Genomic DNA, 17,911 nt, shown 5'->3' with positions numbered 1-17,911 from the left:
ACAAATCATTAACTGCAAGAGGTTGGCAAAATCACAGAGGTTCCGCAATAGGCCTCCGGATAGGCCTTACGGGTAGACGAATGTCATGAATCGACGTCCGGCCGTCGATGCGGGCAAGATGCAACAGCCGGTCCTCACCGAACGATCGGCCGGAAACGATGCGGAAGGCGCCGGGATCGGACAGCTCGGTCAGGGGCAGTTCGGCAATCTCGCCGCCGATGGTATCGCCGGAGACGACCACGGTCGCCTCATCGACCATTCCCGCTTCGATCAGTGACCGCGACAGACGAGCCCCGCCCTCGGCCAGTACCGAACTGATGCCGAGGCGGCCCATCTGGAACAAGACATCGGCCAGGTCGAGGCGACCGGAGGCCTCGCGCTCGGCGGTCAGCACCAGAACGCCTCGCTGGAACAAGGCCTTCACCCGTTCCTCGGGCGCATCGGGCGCCACGAAGATCCAGGTCGGCGAGGTTCGGGCCAGCGCAACGACGTTGGAACTCACCGGGGTGCGCGCCTCGGCATCGACGATGACGCGCACGGGAGACCGAGTCTCGCAACCCGGCAGGCGCGCCGTGAGACGTGGATCGTCGGCCACGACGGTGCCATAGCCGACCATGACGGCATCGTGCAGAAGGCGAAGGCCGAAACCATGGGCGCGCGCGGCGGCGGAAGCGATCGGTCGCGTGCCCTCGCCGGTGCATTCGACACAACCTTCGGCGCTGAGCATGAGCCGAAGGTGAACATGTGGCCTGTCGAGACGCGACCGGGCGATATGGCCGGCATGCAACAGCGCCGCCTCGCCGGCATGCACGCCGCTCGTCACCCTGATGCCGTTCCGCTCGAGAACGGCCAGACTGCGGCCGGAGTAGCGTGGATCGGGATCTTCGATACCGACCACGACATGGGCAACCCCGGCATTGACCAGCGCAGTGACGCAGGATGGCGCGGGACCGCCGTTGAGGCAGGGCTCCAGCGTCACGTAGAGCGTGGCGCCGCGCGCTCTCGCCCCGGCGGCGGCCAGCACCAGCGCCTCGGCATGAGGGCGGCCGCCGGGCGCCGAGACGGCACGGGCGATCACCTCGAAGCCGTCGGGCGCCTTGCGCACGAGAATGGCGCCGACGGAAGGGTGAGGCCGGGCGACGCCGGCATTCCGCCAGCCAAGGGCGATGGCGGCGGCCATGAAGCGACGGTCAAGTTCGGTCGGCTGCCCTCGGGCCACCGTCATCGCCGCCCTCACTCGCTGTCGGCGTTGAGTTCGCCAAGCACGCTCTCGAAATCCTTGGCCTCGCGGAAGTCGCGATAAACGGAGGCGAAGCGCACGTAGGCGACGTCATCCAGCGTCTTCAGGCCTTCCATGACCAAGCGGCCGATTAAGCCGGCATCGATCTCGCTCTCGCCCATGCTTTCGAGCTGGCGAACGATTCCGTTGACCATCCGCTCGACCCGCTCGCCCTCCACCGGACGCTTGCGAAGCGCGATCTGGACCGACCGCATCAGCTTGTCCCGATCGAAGGGTACGCGCCGGCCCGACCGCTTGATGACGGTCAGCTCGCGAAGCTGAACGCGCTCGAAGGTGGTGAAGCGCCCCCCGCAGGCGATGCAGACGCGACGGCGACGGATGGCGGTGCCATCCTCGGTGGGGCGGCTGTCCTTCACCTGGCTGTCTTCGTTGCCGCAATAAGGACACCGCATGGGGCTCACTCTCCGTCGAATCTGATAAAGCGGCACTATATCGATGCGGGGTGGACGATGCCACAGAGCCGAAGGACACGGGCGCCGGAGATCGAGACCGACCGGCTGATTCTGAGAGGTCACCGCCGCGACGATTTCCCTGCCCTTTCCGCCATGTGGGCCGACCCGGAGGTGACCCGCTTCATTTCCGGGCGGCCGGCGACGGAACACGAGAGCTGGATGCGCTACCTGCGCTACGCAGGCCACTGGATCGTCATGGGGTACGGCTTCTGGGCAGCCACACTGAAGGATACCGGCGCCTTCATCGGCGAAATCGGGTTCTCCGACTTCAAGCGCCCCATCGACCTGCCGGTGCGAGGCCTGCCGGAAGCCGGCTGGGCCTTCGTGCGGTCCGCCCATGGTCAGGGACTTGCCGGCGAAGCCCTCTCGGCCTGCCTTGCCTGGGCCGACAAGGTGGCGCGCTTCCCGCTCACCACCTGCATCATCGAGCCGCAGAACGCGCCGTCGATCCGGCTGGCCGAACGAGCCGGCTACAAGCAGGCCGCCGTCATTGCCGGAACGGAAGGTACCCCGGTCGGTCTTTACGAGCGCGCACGCCCCAAGAACAGACAATCCCCGGAATCCTGAGATCCCGGGGCGCATATCGTTTAGCGGACGGATACGATCAGCCGAATAGCTTGGCCGTGATCTTGGCGACGTGGGCGCCCTGATAGCGCGCGGCTTCCAGCTCGATCTCGGACGGCTGACGAGACCCGTCGCCGTCGGTGATCGTGGATGCGCCGTAGGGCGAGCCGCCCTTGACGGCTTCGACACCCATCTGCCCCTGGAAGGCATAGGGAAGGCCGACGTAGACCATGCCATGGTGAAGGAAGGTGGGGATCAGGCCAAGGATGGTCGACTCCTGACCGCCATGCTGGGTCGCCGACGCCGTGAAGGCCGAAGCGACCTTGCCGACGAGCTTGCCCTGGGCCCAGAGCGCGCCGGTCTGGTCGAGGAAGTTGCGCATCTGCGAGGCAACGGTGCCGTACCGGGTACCAGCGCCGATGATGATGGCGTCGTAATCGGCGAGCTCATCCGGCTTGGCGACGGGAGCCGCCTGATCGACCTTGTAATAGGAGGCCTTGGCAACGTCCTCGGGGACCAGCTCCGGCACACGCTTCACATCGACCGTGGCACCGGTCGAGCGGGCACCTTCGGCGACGGCATTGGCCATCGTCTCGATGTGTCCGTAAGCGGAATAGTAAAGCACAAGCACCTTGGCCATATTGAACGATCCTCAATGAAAGCCGGCCCAGCCGGCGAAAGTGGTGCCTTGAACTTAGCCCTTCGAGCGGTTACGCAAAGTCACGTAATGGGCGACACATCTTCCACCCAGGGTGAACGATCCACCCCTTTTCGCTGTTCATTTGTGCGTCCACATTGATCGACAATCGTCGTCTGCGCCCGCGCGGCGCGCCCTTCCTCAATTGCGGGAACCGATCATGGAATTCGGCATCGACAGCTTCGTCTCGACCACCTGGACTCCGACCAGCAAGACCGGCGATGCCGAACGCATGGCGCGTCTTCTCGAGGAAATCGAAGCGGCGGACGCAGCCGGGCTCGACGTCTTCGCCATCGGCGAGCATCATCGCGAGGAGTATCTCGCCTCGGCCCCGGCGGTCATCCTGGCCGCCGCCGCTGCGCGGACGAAAGCCATTCGCCTTGCCAGCGCGGTCACGGTGCTGAGCTCCGACGATCCGGTGCGGGTGTTCCAGCAGTTTGCCACGCTGGATCTGATTTCCAACGGCCGGGCCGAAATCATCGTCGGGCGCGGCTCGTTCATCGAATCTTACCCGCTGTTCGGCTTCGACCTCAGGAACTATGACGAGCTGTTCGCCGAGAAGCTCGATCTGCTGCTCACCATTCGCGACAACATCAATGTGACCTGGTCGGGCGAGCACCGGGCTGCGCTGACCGGCCAGGGCGTCTATCCCCGGCCGGTGCAGAAGCAACTGCCTGTGCGCATCGGCGTCGGCGGCACGCCGGCTTCCTTCGCTCGCGCCGGCTTCCTGGGACTGCCATTGGTCGTTGCCATCATCGGCGGCGAGCCGCACCGCTTCCGACCGCTGATCGATCTCTACCGCCGGGCGGGCGCCGAGGCCGGCCATCCGCCCGAGACGCTCAGCGTCGGCGTTCATGCGGTGGGTTTTCTCGCCGATACATCCGAAGAGGCCGCCGACATCTATTGGCCGGGCTATGAGCGGACTTTCTCGAAGATCGGGCGGGAACGCGGCTGGGGGCCGACGACCCGCGCTCAGTATGACGCGCTGCGCGGGCCGACGGGTGCGCTGATGATTGGCGGTCCCGACGAGATCATCGCCAAGATCCGCCATGTCAACGAGTCGCTCGGCGGCGTCGACCGCATCACCTTGCTGCTGCAAGGTCAGGAGTTGCCGCACGCCGCGGCACTCCACTCGATCGAGCTGCTCGGCAACAAGGTCAAGCCGGCGGTGAACGGCGGCACCGCCTGACCCGCTCCCCCTTCGACGCGGTCCGTCGCGCTGATGACGGACCCGTCCTGGCGGTCGTTCAGTTTTGAACGATGGTTTACAAAATCGGGCAATATGAATCGTTTTTTCGGACGCCTATATGCTTCTCCGGCAATCACCGGAGGCGACCATGCAAGACATCCTGACGTTCATCATCACCCGAGAAGGTCTCCGCCGACCCAGGCAAACCCACACCGCCGAGGCCGACCGGCTGTTCTATGACACGGCGGCACCGTTCGCCGCCAAGATCCACGCCGCCCGTCAGCGGCTGGCGCGTTGGCGGCACCGGCTGCCCCGGCGCGAGACAGCCGGCGGTTGATCGAGGGATCGAGTCCGCCCGGCGCGGCCGTTGGACCGATCGAAGGGCGGAACGAAGGCCGGCGGGACCAAGCCGCCGGCCTTTCCATTCATACGATGTTCTTTTCCCTGACCTGTCGCCCATCGCGGACACGCGTTGGCGACAACTCCGAAAGATCGAGGCTGCGATAGCCGCCATAGACGACAAGTTCGCTGAGCCCGCGGCCGACAGCTGGTGCTTGCTGCAATCCGTGGCCTGAGAAGCCGTTGGCAAGCAGGAAGTTCGGCAGTTCCGGCATGGCGCCGAGCAGCACGTTGTCGTCGTGCGCGCACATGTCGTAGTAGCCGGCCCAGGCGGCGCCCGGCTTGATGCGCTCGAAGGCGGGCACGCGAGTCGCGATGGTCGGCCAGATGTAGTCCTCGAACAGGTTCCAATCGACGTCGAAATCGTCTTCCACCTCTGGGTCGTCCTCGGCCGATGGCGCCCAACCGCAGATGAAGCCATCGCTGTCACCGCGCACATAGGTGCCGTTGGGATCGATCAGGAGCGGACAACGCTCGATCCGGTCCTCCGCCTTGAAGGTGAAGATCATCCTCTTCTTCACCTCGATGGGAATGTCGATGCCGGCCGTGGCAGCGAGCTTGCGACCATCAGCGCCGGAGGCATTGATCACCATGCCAGCAGAAATCACCTCGCCGTCTTCGAGACGAACACCGGTTGCCCTACCTGTCTCGACTTCGATGGCGGCGGCACGGGCCGGGCGGTACTCGACGCCAAGCGATCGCGCCTTCCGGCGAAAGGCCTGCATCATTCCATAGCCGTCAAACCACCCCTCGCCGGTCCTGCCGTAACAACCGGCCGAGAGATCGTCGACGCTGAGCCAGGGAAAGGTGGTGGCAAGAGTGTCCGGTTCCAGAAAAGCAATGTCGGCGCCCAGTTCGACTTGCAGCTTGTGATTTTCGGCGAGCGTGTCCCGCCCGGCATCCGTGGCAAGAAACAGATAGCCATCCTCGTGAAAGCCGATGTCCGGCCTGTCGCCATCGACCTCAAGCAGATCGCCGATGTTTCGAATGAACTCAATGCCGTATAGGGAAATCTTGATGTTCACCGCCGTCGAGAACTGCTGGCGGATCGAGGCGGCCGACAAGGCGGATGCGCATTTGCGATAGGACGGGTCCTTTTCGAGGACCAGCACCTTGCCGGAGAAATCGGGGTTGGCGGCAAGATGATAGGCAGCCGACGACCCCGTAACGGCGCCGCCGACGATCACGACATCATAGTGAGGCATTTGAGAACCTGAGATTGCCTTCGGGGGTTGGGCCACCCGGTAAGGCCATCAGAAGTTCTGCTTATCGCGCTGTCAAGCGGGCGACCGCCCAACCCTCTGGCAAGCGCTGCACAAACATTGCGCCAATGCCTTCAACGGCGGCTTTGCCTCGTTCTACGGGCGTTCCCGGGCGAGATTCGCCCGGGAACTCAAGCGGAGCGACGTCAGTCGGCCGCCTTTTCCACGTACCGCGGGAAGATGCCGACAGGCGCCGGCAGCTCGACCCCACCCGCGAGAGCAGCGCCCTCGCCCAGGCTGTCGAAGGCGCGCCGATCGGCCGGCACGGCCAGAAGGTCGAGCAGCTTCTCCATCGACGCCGGCATCACCGGCTGGATCAGGATGGCGACGTTCCGAAGCAGTTCGGCCGTCACCCACATGATCGTGGCAAAGCGCGCCTCGTCGGTCTTGCGGACCGTCCACGGCGCCTCGGCGTCGAAGTAGCGGTTGGCCTCGCCAAGCACGCCCCAGATGGCATTTAGCATCTGGTGGATCTGCTGCCCCGCTATGGCCTCGCGGCAAACCGGCAGCAGACCATAGACGCTCGCAAGGATCGTCCGGTCGGCGTCGGTGAGCGGCCCCGGCGTCGGCAGCACGCCGCCAAGGTTCTTGGCGATCATCGACAGCGAGCGCTGCGCGAGATTGCCGAGGTTGTTGGCGAGATCGGAGTTCATCCGTCCGACGATCGCCTCGTGGCTGTAGTTGCCGTCCTGACCAAAGGAGACTTCGCGCAGGAAGAAGTAGCGCACCGGATCGAGCCCGTAGGCGTCGACCATCTCCTTCGGGCCAACGACGTTGCCAAGCGACTTCGACATCTTCTCGCCGCGGTTGAACAGGAAGCCGTGGGCGAAGACGCGCTTGGGCAGCGGCACGCCGGCGCTCATCAGGAAGGCCGGCCAGTAGACCGTGTGGAAGCGGACGATGTCCTTGCCGATGATGTGCAGCGCCGGCCAGTAGTTCCGGAACAGCTCGCTTTCGACGTCCGGATAGCCGAGCGCCGTGATGTAGTTGGTCAGCGCATCGACCCACACGTACATGACGTGCTTGTCATTGCCCGGCACCGGAATGCCCCAATCGAAGGTGGTGCGCGAGATCGAGAGGTCCTTGAGCCCGCCCTTGACGAAGCTCATCACCTCGTTGCGGCGCTCATCGGGGCCGATGAAGTCCGGCTGCTCCTCGTAGAGCTTCAAGAGCTTGTCCTGATACGCGCTGAGGCGGAAGAAATAGCTTTCCTCCTCCACCCATTCGACAGGCGTGCCTTGCGGACCGAAACGGATTCCATCGTCGGAGACGACGGTTTCCTCTTCGCCATAATAGGCCTCGTCGCGCACCGAGTACCAACCGGCATACTTGTTGAGGTAGATGTCGCCGTTCTTCTCCATCGCCTTCCAGATTGCCTGACAGGCAATGCGGTGACGCTCCTCGCTGGTGCGGATGAAGTCGTCGTTGGACAGGTTCAGAAGACGGGCCATCTCCTGGAAACGGGCCGAGTTGCGGTCGGCGAGCTCGCGGGCGGTAATGCCCTCCTTGCGCGCCGTCTGCAGCATCTTGATGCCGTGTTCGTCGGTACCCGTCAGGAAGCGCACGTCATGTCCGTCGAGCCGCATGAACCGCGCCATCACGTCGGTCGCCATCGCCTCGTAGGCGTGGCCGATGTGAGGAGCCCCGTTGGGGTAGCTGATCGCGGTCGTGATGTAGAACTTCGGTTTCATGAGTTCGCTTCAGGGTTACGATGGTGCCGGACGGAAGGTCACAGGGCGTGTCCGAAAGGAACGCCGACGGCACAGCTCTGTGAATAGCTACTTAGCTACGCATCCCGCAAGGCTTTGCATCACCGAAATCACCGCCTGCCGGCGATCGAGGTTGATGCCGTCGGTCTCGGCGACGATGCGGTTCACAGTTTCCCAGGCGACGGCATAGCCGTTGAGACGGTCGACGCCGCTCCGCAGCGTGAGCCGCATGTGTTCGGAAAGCCAGCCACGGGCGAGATCGGCGCAGAGATCGAAACTGTCGGCGCCCTTGCGGCCGGCCACCGCGTCGGCGAAGCGGTAGAGGCGGGGCCGATCCAGGCGCGGAAAGCCATCGGCGAGCGATCGGAACAGGCGATAGATCTCGAGGCCGTCGTTCTCGATGCACTCGATCGCGCGGCGAACCGACCCTTCGGCCAGCGCCGCCAGCGCCGGCTTGTCGCCCTCGGCCACCGTCAGGCCAAGAGAGGTCAAGGCGGCATCCAGATCGTCGGGAACGAGGGGATCGAGCGACAGGCGGCGACAGCGCGACCGGATGGTCGGAAGAAGCCGGCCCGGAGCGTGGGAGAGAACCAGAAACAGCGACCGTTTCGGCGGTTCCTCCAGCATCTTGAGCAGCGCATTGGCTGCGGAGACGTTCATGTCGTCGGCGGCGTCGACGATGGCGATGCGATAGCCATCGACGCCCGCCGCGTTGCCGAAAAAGCTCACCGTCTTGCGGATTTCGTCGACGGTGAGCTGCGTCTTGACCTTCTTCGCCTTCTCGTCCCAGGGGCGACGGAGATGCAGGAGATTGGGATGGGCGCCCGTCGACACCATCGCGGCAACGCGATCGTCGGTCGGCAGCAGGCCAGAGGCCGGCGGCGGCGCCTCCGCAGGGTCGGGATGGCTCAGAACGAAGCGGGCGAAGCGGAAGGCCAGCGTCGCCTTGCCGATGCCCTTGGGCCCAGTCAGCAGGATGGCGTGGTGAAGCCGGCCGCCGGCGTAGCCCTCATGCAGCTCGGCAGCGGCAACGGAATGCCCGATCAGTTCCGTCTGTTCACGTGGCAGCGGCAGACCTTCCAGCCAATCGGCCTCGGTGGCGCGATCGTCCTCAATCGCCACGGGCATCCTCCCCGTCGAGTCCGAACCGGTTGGCTACCAGCGCCAGGATCTCGGCGGATACCACGTCCTTGTCCCGGCTTCCGTCGACGATGACGCAACGCTTCGGAAACCGGTCGGCGAGCGCGAGAAACCCCTGTCGCCGCGCTTCATGGACCGCCACCGTGTCGCTCTCGAAGCGGTCCGCGCCCTCCGAACGATGGCCGACCCGGGCAAGTCCGACCGAGACGGGTACATCGATGATGACGGTGAGATCGGGAATGGTCGAGCCGATGGCGGCGTCGATGAGACCATCGACGACATCGGCGGGCAACCCGCCGGCGGCACCCTGATAAACCCTGCTCGAGTCGGCAAAGCGATCGCAGACGACGAAGGCGCCACGCCCGAGAGTCGGTTCGATCAGTTCGGCAACGTGATCGATACGCGCGGCGGCGAAAAGATAGGCCTCGCCCAACACGCCAAGAGGCTTGGCCCGACCGGACAGGAGAAGGCCGCGAATAGTCTCGGCCGCAGGCGAGCCACCGGGCTCGCGCGTCAACACCACGTCAAGGCCACGCGCACCGAGAGCCGCCGCGAGGCGCTTCGACTGCGTCGACTTGCCGGTGCCCTCGCCTCCCTCGAAGGTGATGAATCTACCCCTGGTGCCGCCCACGCAATGCTCCCAAGTTCACGATATCCTCGATCGATATAGACCCGATCGTCCTGTACCACCAGCCGGCGAACATTTCCGTGAACCCATCGACCGCACGGTCGCGAATCTCGCCGCGCTCGACATCGGCAGCCGCTTCGAGCGGTACCGACTGATAGAGACGGTCGCCGACGCGCACCTCAAGACGGGCGATCGGTGCTCCGCGTCTGACCGGCGCCGGCACGGGCCCGTCATAAACAACGGTCAGGCGAAACTCCGAGCGATCGCCGGTCGGCAGCGTCAAGGTCACCGGAGCGCCTCCCGACGCGATGACTACCACATCGGATGCGTTGCCGCCGAAAATCTTGACGCGGCCAATCTCCGCCTGAGCCGGATAAACCTCGAACCGACCGTATTCCGAGAAGGCCCCTTCGATCAGCGCCTTGATGTCCTTGTCGCGATCGGTGAGCGACGCATAACCGCTCACGGCCAGCGTAACGCGACGATCGCCGCGCCCGGCCGTCAGCAAGGCGCCGAAGCCGGCCGCTTCGTCGAACGCCAGCACCATGCCGTCAACGCCCGGAAGTTCCTTCACGAAGCGCGTCTTGTTGGTCTGGTTGATCTTGTTCCAAAGAAACTCCGGCTGGCTGTAAAGCGCGTAGCGGTCGGGGTAGGTCGCCCTGACATGACCGGCCAGGGTCAGCATGTCGGCGAGCGTGGTCTTGGCTTCCGGATCCGGATAGCCGGTCGGATTGGCGAACCGGCTGTCCCTGAGGCCGATCCTCGCCGCATAGGCGTTCATCCGCGTCGTGAAGGCGGCTTCCGAGCCGGAAAGCCCCTCGGCCAGAGCGATGGCGGCATCATTGGCGTAGTCGACGACGAGGCCGCGCAGAAGATCGCCCACCGGCACGAAGGATTTCACGGCCGCGAACATGGTGGTCACGCGGGCCGGCGCGCCGCCGGTCCTCCAGGCATGTTCGCTGATCGGATAAAGCGTGGCGTCGGTCACTTCGCCGGTCTTCAACGCCTCGAAAACGACGGCGGCGGTGACGAGCTTGGCAAAGTTCGCCGGCGCGAAGGGGTGTTCCTCGTCCTTGGCAATCAGCAGCGAACCGGTCGTCTCGTCGTGCAAAGCCACGCGCGGTGCGACGCTTTCAAGCGCGACGGCTGGACCGGACATGAGACCAAAAACCAGAAGGAACGGCAGAACGAACCCACGCATGACGACGAAACGGGCCTTTCGCTTCCGGTATCTACACGCCGGATTCCCCTCGCCGCGCGTCATAGCCTCAGCGCAGGAGACGCGCTCCGTCGATGCCGGCCGCCTCGGCAGCGGCAATCGCGCGATCCGGAGTGACGGTCAGCGACGTGAGGCGCATCAGCTTCATCGCACGGCCGCTCACGGAAATGTCGGTCACGACGGCCGTTCCATAGGCAGAAAGCGCGGCGCTCACCTTGGCAACATTGTCCGGATTGCCGAAAACACCAAGCTGAACCACCGGTCCCGACAGCTCGTGCGCGACGGCCGGCTTCGGTTCGGCCAGCCCCTCAAGCTTGCTCACGAGATCCGACAAGCCGGTTCCCGCTCCTATGCCGTCGACGGCCTGATAGGCCTGCGACACGCGGTCGGCGGCATAGCCAGACGCGTTGGGCGGCAGTGGCGGCAGCGCCACGTCGCCGAACATGACCGTCGGCTGGTAAGTATTGGCGTCCGGAGCGGCATAGCTCATGCGAGGCTGCGGCAGCGGTACGGTTTGGGTGAAGGCGGCGGGCGTGAGAGCGGCAACCTGCGACTGGCCGACGAAATCAGCCGGATCGGCGGATGCGATCGTCACATAATCGAACGTCTCGACCGGACGAGGCATCGGCACGACGTCAATGGCGGGAGCCGGCGTACCGACGGCATCGGCCGGAGCAGCGGCGGCCATCACGGCAGGGGCCGCAACCGGTGCGGCTTTCGGAGCGTCCGAACCGTCGAAGACGTGCATCATCGTCTTCACACCCGGCAGGGACTCGACGGCGGCCAGCATGACATTCGGCTTTTCGGCCTGCGGTTCGTTCAGCGACGGGCCGCGATAGGAGGCAAGCAGGAAGGCGCTGTCGTCGCCCTCGGTCGGCGCCGGGCCGATATACTCGACGCGAACCTTTGCGACACCGGCGCGCTTGACGCCGAGCATGTCGGCGGCGCGCTGCGACATGTCGAGAACGCGATTGGAATGGAAGGGTCCGCGATCGTTGACGCGAACGATGACCGAACGTCCGGAAGCCAAACTGGTCAGGCGCGCATAGGACGGCAGTGGCATGGTGGGATGGGCGGCCGAAATCGACGCGGCGTCGAAAACTTCACCGTTTGCAGTGCGGCGACCATGGAAATCGGTGCCGTACCAACTGGCAAGACCAACCACCTTGTAGTCGGGATCGACTCTCGGGACATAGGTCTTGCCGGCGATCTGATAAGGCTTACCGACCATGGCGCGACCGCCACCCTTCGGCACCGCCTCGCCCATGGCAACCACGCGTGGGCTGGGCGCAACGCCATACTTGGGATCGACCTTCGCCTTGGCGGACTTCAGAGGGCCTTGCTCGGTTGTTCCGCAGCCCGCCACGCCGATCGCCAGAACAAGTGATGTGGACATCACCGTCAACAGCGTTTTCGTCGTCGAGCGCGTGCCGTTTCGCCCTGCAGTCATTCCGTACGCCTTGCCGTTCGAGCACTCATCACCATCGCAACTCCGGGGCCTGCGGGCCTCCGAGGTCTTCCAAGACGGAGCGTCGCACCGAAGTGCGTTTGCTCACTTTAGAACACCATCCCTAACCTCTTGTTAAAGATGAGATGGCGGCTCGATGATGAATCCCCTGGTCAATCCCTAGCGCCCGATCCCCGCAAAGGAGACCGGCAGCGTGCAATATGTACATTCGTTCGGCAGGTCCGTAAAGGCAGCAAAGACTGTGGCCAACGGGTTTCGTACACACCAAATGTAGTACTTAATCGTTACAGCCCAGGGCGACTCGTCAGAGTCCCCTTGGACCGAAGCTGTTCGATTTCGGGAATCCCAGCGGCGGCAGCCGTCCGGCGGTCGCACGATCGCCGATCCAGTCGGCGAGGTCGGTCATCGTCCGCTGGAACACGCGACCCGAAGCATCGGTCCAGACGAGACCGGCATCGGCCGCGAACACACGCGCATCCGAAACGCCGCCATCCTTGTATTTCTGAAGGCGCACGCCCTTGCCGCGCCCCATCTCCGCCACCTGGACAAGCGGGAATATCAGGAACTTGCGGTTCTCGCCGATGATGGCGACGTGATCGCCTTCGACAGGAACCATCAGCCTGGCCTTCTGACCGGCCGATACGTTCAGCACCTGCTTGCCCTTGCGGGTGGTCGCCACAAGGTCCGTCTCGGCAGTAATGAAGCCATACCCGTCCGACGACGCCACGAGAAGCTTGCGTCCGGGCTTGTGCACGAAGACATCGACGACATCGGCGCCATCGTCCATGTCGACCATCAGCCGGATCGGCTCGCCGGCGGACCGGCCGCCGGGCAGCTTGTCCGCCCCGAGCGTGAACACCTTGCCGTTGTCTGCGAAGACGATCAGCTTGTCGGTTGTTTCCGCCTTGAAGAACAGCTTCAGCCCGTCGCCGGCCTTGAACTGAAGGCCGGAAACGTCGGAAATGTGCCCTTTCAGCGTGCGAATCCAGCCCTTCTCGGAGACGACGACGGTGATCGGTTCGCGCTCGATCAGCGCCTCCATCACGTCGTCGACGGCGTGAGCGGACCCGTCGCCGAAGCTGGTGCGACGCTTGCCGATCCTGCTGTCGGGGCCGAATTCCTTCTTCACCTCGCCGATCTGCCAGCGCACCGTCTTCCACTGCTTTTTCTCGGAGCCCAGCAGATCCTCGATCTCGGCCTTCTCCTTGGAGAGTTCCGCGTGTTCCTTGCGGATCTCCATCTCCTCGAGCTTGCGCAGATTGCGCAGGCGCATGTTGAGCACGGCATCGGCCTGCGTCTCGGTTAGGCCGAACGCGCGGATCAACTCGACCTTGGGCTCGTCCTCCTCGCGGATGATGCGGATCACCTCGTCGAGATTGAGATAGGCGATGATGAAGCCTTCGAGCAGCTCCAGGCGAGCGTTTATCTGGTCGAGGCGATGCTGCGAGCGGCGGATCAGCACCTCGCGACGATGCGCAAGCCATTCGACCAGCACCTGCCGCACGCCGAGCACGTTGGGCACCTGGCCACGCGACAGCACGTTCATGTTCATCGGGAAGCGGCTTTCCAGCTCCGACAGGCGGAACAGCGCTTCCATCATCAGCTTGTCGTCGACGTTGCGCGACTTCGGGACGATGACGACGCGGACGTCCGTCGTCGATTCGTCACGGACGTCCTCGACGAGCGGCACCTTCCGATCGGTGATCAACTCGGCAATCTTCTCGATCAGCTTGGCCTTCTGGACCTGATAGGGAATCTCGGTGATCACCGCCTGCCACATGCCGCGATCGAGATCCTCGCGGTGCCAGCGAGCGCGAACCCGGAAGCCGCCTCGACCCGTCCGATAGGACTCCAGTATGGACTCGGCGCTTTCGACGATGATGCCGCCGGTCGGAAAGTCCGGTCCCCTGATCGGTCCCAGGTCGCGATTGACGAGCCCCTCCACCGGGGTCTCCGGCGCGTCGATCAGCTTGATGGCGGCGTCGCAGATTTCCGCGACATTGTGGGTCGGAATGTTGGTCGCCATGCCGACGGCGATGCCGGCGGAACCGTTGGCGAGAAGGTTCGGAAAGGCGCCCGGCAAGACCACCGGTTCCTTGTCGGCCTGATCATAGGTCTCGCGGAAGTCGACCGCGTCTTCGTCCAGCCCGTCCAGCAGCAGGCGGGCGACCTCGGTCATGCGCGCTTCAGTGTAGCGCTGGGCGGCGGCGCTGTCGCCGTCGATATTGCCGAAGTTGCCCTGGCCATCGACCAGCGGATAGCGTTGGGAGAAGTCCTGTGCGAGACGCACCATGGCTTCGTAGACCGCGCCGTCGCCGTGCGGGTGATACTTACCGATGACGTCGCCGACCACGCGAGCACACTTCTTGAAGGCGTTCCCCGGATCGAGGCGCAGGAGGCGCATGGCGTAAAGGATGCGCCGATGCACCGGCTTCAGGCCATCGCGCACGTCGGGCAATGCCCGGTGCATGATGGTCGACAGCGCATAGGCGAGATAGCGCTCTTCAAGCGCTTCACGAAGATTGATCGGCTCGATGCCGTCGGAGGGAATCAGTTCCTTGCCCATGGCACGATGGGTAGAATCGCCCCCGCCCAAGTGCAACAGAATGGCAAGCGGTTATCCGCCGGCGTGCACGTTTTGTCCCCGGATTAGTGTCAATCCGCCACGAGCGGCGCCGCCTTGGCATCGAGCGCCTTCACCGCGTCGGCCGGCTTCAAGTGAACCTGAAGGCCGCGCTGGCCGCCGTTCATGTAGACCGTATCGTGGACGAGAGCCGCTTCCTCGAAGGCGGTGGGCACGCGTTTCTTCTGGCCGAAGGGCGAAATGCCGCCGACGTGGTAGCCGGTGACGCGCTCGGCATCGGCGGGCTTCATCATCTGGGCCGATTTGCCGCCAAAGGCCGCTGCGAGCTTTTTCATGCTGACTTCATGGTCAGACGGCACGACGACGCAGACGGGTTTGCCGTCCACCTCCGCCATCAGCGTCTTGAGGACGCGGAACGGTTCGGCGCCGATCGCTTCGGCCGCCTGCATGCCGATACGGTCGGCGTCGGGATCATAATCGTAGGTGACCGTCTCATAGGCGACGCGCGCCTTGTCGAGGAACTGGGTGGCGCGAGTGGTGCGGGACATCGAAGAGCCTCTTGCGGCGAACGGAACTCAGGCGGAAAGCCCGGCCAGAAAATCGGGAAGCCGGCGATTGACGGCGACGGCCGCTTCGACATGCGGCAGATGGCCGACGTCCGGAATGACACAGCGCTCACCGCCGACGGCAGCCAGGCGATCCTCGTCGAGCGGATTGACGGCATCGCCGGCGCCCCAGATGACGAGACGCGGCAGGCCGGCCTCGGCCACCTTGTGGAAGGCGGCATCCGCCTCGGCGGAAATCGCCTTCATTTCCGAGGCGATGCGCGACAGCGCGGCGCGCCGGCCGGGTTTTTCAAGTTCGTCGAGCATGTAAAGCGCCAAGCGCCGATTGGCGAGGCTCTTCCTGACGAACAGGCGCTGGAGCAGATGCTCGGTTGCCTCGACGTCGGTCAGGGTCGGCAAGGTTTCCACGAAGACACGCGGCACCGGTCGACCGAGCCCGGAGGCAGCCAACACCGTCAGCGACCTGATGCGGCCGGGATAGCGGGCGGCGAACACGCCGGAGACCGCACCGCCAAGCGAATGACCGACCATGTCGACACGATCTACCCCCGCTGCGTCCAGAGCTCTGCGGATGGCGTCGGCAAAGGCGGCAGCCGACGGCGCCGGCCCCTCTGCCCAGGGCGACGCCCCGTGTCCCGGGAGATCGAGCGACCAGACGTCGGCAACCGCCGACAGGGCTGGCTGATTGGCGGTGAAAGTCCGGCGATCGGCGCCGAAGCCGTGGACGAGCACCAGCGGCGCCCCGTTTCCCCCGGAATGGTGGAGACGGACCTCGAAAGCGGCGGAAGAGTGAGTGGACAATCGCAACTCCGACTGGACGCGCGGACAATCGCAGATTGGCGGTTTGCCATTTGAAGGGCAAGGGCAAACCGTAAGGCTCTAGTCACTTTCACTTATACTTGACTCATAAATTCAAGTTATGCTCCGTATAGGCAAATCCTATCGCTGGAATCCCGCCATGAACGCGCCTCACCTTCCCCCCGAGAGCTGGCTCCCACAGGACGTCGAGGACCTCCTCGTCCTCGTGCGCTTCGTCGGCGCCGAGAAACGGCGCAACCCCGATGACAAATCGGTCGATCACCGACTGGACGCCCTCGCCTGCCGGCGTTTGACCGAGCGCTGCGCGCTGGTGCCCCGTCCACGCGCACCCGGCGGCTACACGGCGAGCCTGGTCGGCGTGTCGCGACTCTATCGCTTTGTTCACGCACCGGTCGGGATTGCTCCGGACATGCCGGTGGACCGCGAAATCGAGGTGCGACGCGTCGTGCTGGAAGCGCTTGACCCGCCCGATCGTACCGAAGTGGAAGCGCGCATGTGCGCGGAGCTCGTGGAGATTCGCGCCGGCATTTTCCGCTGCGCCCACGCGGATCTGTGCGCCGGGCGCGGCTGCCCGTTCGAGCTGGAGGTGTCGGCCGATGCGGTCGACCGCGCGCTCTGCGCCTTGTTGCCCAAGGGAAACTGACATGATGGGCAAGCCCGTCTTCTCGCTGCCGGGGCCTGTCGAGGCAGCCACGTCGCTATCCTCGCTGTCGCCGGACAGGTTGCCTCTTCGCCCTGTTCGTCATGAACGTCCAAAGATCTGGGACCTGCCGAAGAGCTGCCATTGCGTGACGCTCGGCACCTGTCTGACCTTGGCCGAGTTGCGCAAGACGGCAAAGCGGCTCGGCCTCTTCCATGGCATCGAGCTGATGACCGACTACGAACTGCACGGCGCCTTCGTGCATGCGATGTCGAACCGCAACCGCGCCTCCGGGGCCGTCCAGAAGCTTCTCGACGCCAATCACGCGGGAGCGGTGCGCAAGGCGTCGCGCTGTCGCTCCGAGGAGGAGCTTTCGGCCTTCTGGGATCGCGAAGTCGCCGAGGGGCAGATCGCCGGCGCCTTCTGGGCGGTGATGAGCCACGTGCATCTTGGCGGAGCGCTGGAGGTCCGCGTCTTCGGCGAAGTCCACATGATGTCGCATCTCTGTGGCGCTTCGCACCGTGGCGATGCGCGCGCCCGTTCGCTGGCAGAGCAACAATGCGCTGCCCTCGCCCGCCGTCTGGAACAGGCAAATGCGGGGCATGTGGAGGCCCTTGCGGCCCGCGACCGGGAGATCGAGCGGCTGAGCCGGCTCGTTTCGACCATCGAGCCTTTCGTACGGGAAGCGGCGGCGCTGCGCGCCCGCGTCGCCGAGATGGAGAGCGGTAAGGAAGCAGCGCGCCTTGCCGACAAAGCCGAGGACCTCGCTCGGCGGCTCGATCTTGCCCTACGCCGCAACGATCGGCTGGCCGCCGAGGTCAACGTCTTGACCGATCGCCTCGCCGCAGCCGAGGCGCGGACGGACGAGTTGCTCGATCGACTGGCCGAAGCCCCACCCTGCCCAGTCGGCACCTGCGCCGAAGACTGTCCGTTCAACCTCGAAGGACGCTGCATCGCCTACATCGGCGGGCGGCCGCGCACGGTGTCTCGCATGCGCGATCTCGTCGAACGTTGCCGCGGCTCGCTGATCCATCATGATGGCGGCGCCGAACAATCGGCCGAGACGCTTGATGGCGTGCTCGTTCGCGCCGACGTCGTCATGTTCCCCGTCGATTGCGTCAGCCATACCGCCGTCGAGAAGCTCAAGACGATCTGTGGCCGCATGAACAAGACCTACCTGCCCCTCTCCTCGGCGAGCTACTCTTCCTTCGCCAGCGAGCTCGCCCGCGTGTAGGGGGACGAACGGCTATCCCTACCCGGCTCGCCCCTGCTACC

The 17,911-nt window shown here is 64.7% G+C and carries 17 protein-coding genes; 5 read left to right on the top strand and 12 right to left on the bottom strand.

From position 1 onward, the window contains the following. Positions 1-31 precede the first annotated feature (31 nt). Entirely contained in the window at positions 32-1,225 is a 1,194-nt protein-coding gene (ribD, locus tag M4J39_RS01125) for a bifunctional diaminohydroxyphosphoribosylaminopyrimidine deaminase/5-amino-6-(5-phosphoribosylamino)uracil reductase RibD (protein WP_251725798.1), read from the bottom strand. A gap of 8 nt (positions 1,226-1,233) precedes the next feature. Beyond that, positions 1,234-1,692: a transcriptional regulator NrdR gene (gene nrdR, locus M4J39_RS01120; RefSeq protein ID WP_251725797.1), complete on the bottom strand. Its 459-nt coding sequence runs from the start codon at positions 1,690-1,692 to the stop codon at positions 1,234-1,236. 57 nt (positions 1,693-1,749) lie between these two features. Here nrdR and M4J39_RS01115 point away from each other — a divergent pair, with 57 nt between their 5' ends. Then, the gene (locus M4J39_RS01115; protein ID WP_251725796.1) at positions 1,750-2,319 is read left to right on the top strand and encodes a GNAT family N-acetyltransferase; all 570 of its coding nucleotides are present in this window, start codon (positions 1,750-1,752) and stop codon (positions 2,317-2,319) included. 37 nt (positions 2,320-2,356) lie between these two features. Here the strand turns inward: M4J39_RS01115 and wrbA are convergent, their stop codons facing one another. Continuing rightward, positions 2,357-2,956 (bottom strand): NAD(P)H:quinone oxidoreductase type IV, encoded by a 600-nt coding sequence (gene wrbA / locus M4J39_RS01110; RefSeq protein ID WP_251725794.1) that lies wholly within the window; start codon positions 2,954-2,956, stop codon positions 2,357-2,359. A 217-nt stretch (positions 2,957-3,173) separates the two neighbouring features. Between wrbA and M4J39_RS01105 the strand changes: the two genes are divergently transcribed. Next, positions 3,174-4,202 (top strand): Atu2307/SP_0267 family LLM class monooxygenase, encoded by a 1,029-nt coding sequence (locus M4J39_RS01105; RefSeq protein WP_251725793.1) that lies wholly within the window; start codon positions 3,174-3,176, stop codon positions 4,200-4,202. Between the two features lie 148 nt (positions 4,203-4,350). Beyond that, on the top strand, positions 4,351-4,539 hold the full coding sequence (locus tag M4J39_RS01100) for a hypothetical protein (protein WP_251725791.1): 189 nt from the start codon (positions 4,351-4,353) through the stop codon (positions 4,537-4,539). A gap of 88 nt (positions 4,540-4,627) precedes the next feature. Here the strand turns inward: M4J39_RS01100 and M4J39_RS01095 are convergent, their stop codons facing one another. From M4J39_RS01095 to M4J39_RS01055, 9 genes are all read right to left on the bottom strand, one after another. Next, positions 4,628-5,806, bottom strand: coding sequence for an FAD-binding oxidoreductase (locus M4J39_RS01095; protein WP_251725789.1), 1,179 nt, complete (start codon positions 5,804-5,806; stop codon positions 4,628-4,630). A gap of 203 nt (positions 5,807-6,009) precedes the next feature. After that, complete coding sequence (gene metG, locus M4J39_RS01090) at positions 6,010-7,554, bottom strand: methionine--tRNA ligase (RefSeq protein ID WP_251725788.1); 1,545 nt, start codon at positions 7,552-7,554, stop codon at positions 6,010-6,012. 87 nt (positions 7,555-7,641) lie between these two features. Beyond that, positions 7,642-8,694 (bottom strand): DNA polymerase III subunit delta', encoded by a 1,053-nt coding sequence (locus M4J39_RS01085; protein ID WP_251725787.1) that lies wholly within the window; start codon positions 8,692-8,694, stop codon positions 7,642-7,644. After that, positions 8,684-9,343: a dTMP kinase gene (tmk, locus tag M4J39_RS01080; RefSeq protein ID WP_251725786.1), complete on the bottom strand. Its 660-nt coding sequence runs from the start codon at positions 9,341-9,343 to the stop codon at positions 8,684-8,686. Before tmk ends, M4J39_RS01085 begins: the two co-directional genes overlap by 11 nt. Further along, positions 9,324-10,499, bottom strand: a complete 1,176-nt coding sequence (locus tag M4J39_RS01075) for a D-alanyl-D-alanine carboxypeptidase family protein (protein ID WP_251725784.1) — start codon at positions 10,497-10,499, stop codon at positions 9,324-9,326. Before M4J39_RS01075 ends, tmk begins: the two co-directional genes overlap by 20 nt. A 109-nt stretch (positions 10,500-10,608) precedes the next feature. Then, positions 10,609-12,009, bottom strand: a complete 1,401-nt coding sequence (locus tag M4J39_RS01070) for a septal ring lytic transglycosylase RlpA family protein (RefSeq protein ID WP_251725783.1) — start codon at positions 12,007-12,009, stop codon at positions 10,609-10,611. A 322-nt stretch (positions 12,010-12,331) separates the two neighbouring features. Continuing rightward, the gene (gene parC / locus M4J39_RS01065; RefSeq protein WP_251725782.1) at positions 12,332-14,593 is read right to left on the bottom strand and encodes a DNA topoisomerase IV subunit A; all 2,262 of its coding nucleotides are present in this window, start codon (positions 14,591-14,593) and stop codon (positions 12,332-12,334) included. Positions 14,594-14,682: 89 nt separating this feature from the next. Then, positions 14,683-15,159, bottom strand: a complete 477-nt coding sequence (gene ybaK / locus M4J39_RS01060) for a Cys-tRNA(Pro) deacylase (protein ID WP_251725781.1) — start codon at positions 15,157-15,159, stop codon at positions 14,683-14,685. Between the two features lie 27 nt (positions 15,160-15,186). Continuing rightward, entirely contained in the window at positions 15,187-15,978 is a 792-nt protein-coding gene (locus M4J39_RS01055; protein ID WP_251725780.1) for an alpha/beta fold hydrolase, read from the bottom strand. A 157-nt stretch (positions 15,979-16,135) separates the two neighbouring features. Between M4J39_RS01055 and M4J39_RS01050 the strand changes: the two genes are divergently transcribed. Next, positions 16,136-16,639 carry a hypothetical protein gene (locus M4J39_RS01050; protein ID WP_251725779.1) on the top strand — a complete coding sequence of 168 codons (504 nt, stop codon included), beginning with the start codon at positions 16,136-16,138 and terminating at the stop codon, positions 16,637-16,639. A 1-nt stretch (position 16,640) separates the two neighbouring features. Next, positions 16,641-17,870 carry a DUF2325 domain-containing protein gene (locus M4J39_RS01045; protein WP_251725778.1) on the top strand — a complete coding sequence of 410 codons (1,230 nt, stop codon included), beginning with the start codon at positions 16,641-16,643 and terminating at the stop codon, positions 17,868-17,870. Positions 17,871-17,911 lie beyond the last annotated feature (41 nt).

It is taken from the genome of Pleomorphomonas sp. NRK KF1 (genome assembly GCF_023721755.1).
In the GTDB taxonomy this organism is placed as follows: Bacteria; Pseudomonadota; Alphaproteobacteria; order Rhizobiales; family Pleomorphomonadaceae; genus Pleomorphomonas.
Note: the sequence above shows the minus strand (reverse complement) of the source record. Positions and strands in the feature narration are given on the sequence as shown.